Consider the following 1,818-nt stretch of genomic DNA (forward strand, 5'->3'; position numbering starts at 1 on the left):
TCAGCTAATTAAAAATCAAAATAAAACATTTTGATTTTTAATCGGACGGTAGTGAATAAAATCCTAAATTTGAACCAAAATTATATCAACTCACATCAATAACGTTGTGAAACTCGACACCTAAATCTTAGTTACTTTAGTATAAACAAAATGAGAAGAATTATTTTTACCATTACATCTTTATTGCTGGCAAATTTTTCATTTGCACAATATCAACAATTTTCCGTATTTCCGAACACTGACCCCATTCAGTGTATAGCCGCTCAGGGAGGACTGATTGTAGCAGGAACTCAAAATGGAGTTCTCATCTCCATTGACGGAGGAGCTACATGGGCGAATAACAGTGTAGGATTGCCAGATTTTGATATTACAGCCCTCACCATCAGTAATTCCAATATCATTAGCGGAAGCAGAACAGGGACTATTGCTTATAAAGCTTTAACTGATACCTCATGGACTGTGGCAGAAAATACCCAATTCGACCGTGTGAGTTCATTTTTTAAAAATGGCGCAGCAATATGGGCAAAACACTGCTGTGGAAGCTGCAATACCTATAAGTCTTTAGATAATGGAGTTTCATGGAACTTAATATCGTTTCCTTGGGGATGTTATGAAAATTTTATTTGGAGTAACAATTACCTGTTTCATGGAGACTGGTATGGTCCCCAAGTTTCTGCAAATAACGGCAGTACATGGAACCCAGCCAACAATGGTTATAATACAACCTCTGATTTTAGCTTAATGGGAGCAGATGAAGTAGGAAATATAGTTGTTTCAAGAGGGGGTGCGGCTACTACTGGTAATACACTCTATTATGCAACGGCTTCAACTAACCCGACATGGCAGTACGCAAATGGCTTCTTAAATCATATGGCAGCAATCAGAGCTTTTGCAGGATTTTCAAATTTTATTTTTGCCGGGGTGAATGACACGGTAACTTTTTTAAATAATGGTGTGCAGTTCACTACCGATGGCGGTGCTAACTGGTCTTTGGATAACGCCATTATGGGAGGCGTGAACTGTCTTACAATTGATAGTGCGTATATGTACGCTGGTTGTGAAGATGGTAAAATATGGAAAAGAACGCTTTGGTCACCTACTGCAATAAATGAAAGCAGTGGTAATTCTTTAACACCTCACATTTATCCAAACCCTGCAAAAGAAAGCGTAACAATTGATAATTTACCGTGTGGTTCAACTGTAGGCATTACGGACATTACAGGAAAAAAAGTTTATAGTTTTGTAATCAAAAACGAACAAACAACAATCAGTACAACAGGTTTTGTAAACGGAGTTTACATCATTCAAGTAGAAAGCAACGGTGCAGTTGCTCACAAAAAACTTGTCGTGAACAAGTAAAAGTGTTTCAATCTCTTTCAACCTCCAACGCTTTCAGCATTGGAGATTTTTTGTTGCTTCAAATGGTAATTTACCTTAAAGAAAATGTAACTTTGCAACGAGATTAAAGATGAATTTAGACAACACATACAAGCAAGATTTTGAGCATATTCTATCGCTCATAACCGAAGCAAGAAACCGTGTTTACAGCAAAGCAAACAGCGAGTTGGTTTTGTTGTATTTTAACGTGGGAAAGGTTGTTTCTGACAGAGTAAATTCAGGAAAATGGGGCGAAAATATCGTTCAGCAATTATCGGATTTCATTTTATCAAGAGTTCCCAACCTTTGCGGGTTTCAACCGCAGAGGTTTGTATAGAATGAAACAGTTTTTTGAGGTGTATTCGGACAATCAATTTTTATCTTCACTCCTGACTTCATCACTTTTACCCAAGATCAACGCTTTTTCTCTATAACTCATTG

General features: G+C 37.3%; 2 protein-coding genes. Both read left to right on the plus strand.

Going from position 1 to position 1,818, the window contains the following annotated elements; genetic code table 11:
- Positions 1 to 150 precede the first annotated feature (150 nt).
- On the plus strand, positions 151 to 1,359 hold the full coding sequence (locus LC115_01150) for a T9SS type A sorting domain-containing protein (GenBank protein MCZ2355287.1): 1,209 nt from the start codon (positions 151 to 153) through the stop codon (positions 1,357 to 1,359).
- A 109-nt stretch (positions 1,360 to 1,468) separates the two neighbouring features.
- Positions 1,469 to 1,714 (plus strand): DUF1016 N-terminal domain-containing protein, encoded by a 246-nt coding sequence (locus LC115_01155; GenBank protein ID MCZ2355288.1) that lies wholly within the window; start codon positions 1,469 to 1,471, stop codon positions 1,712 to 1,714.
- Positions 1,715 to 1,818 lie beyond the last annotated feature (104 nt).

Source organism: Bacteroidia bacterium, from assembly GCA_026932145.1.
GTDB lineage: Bacteria > Bacteroidota > Bacteroidia > J057 > JAIXKT01 > JAIXKT01.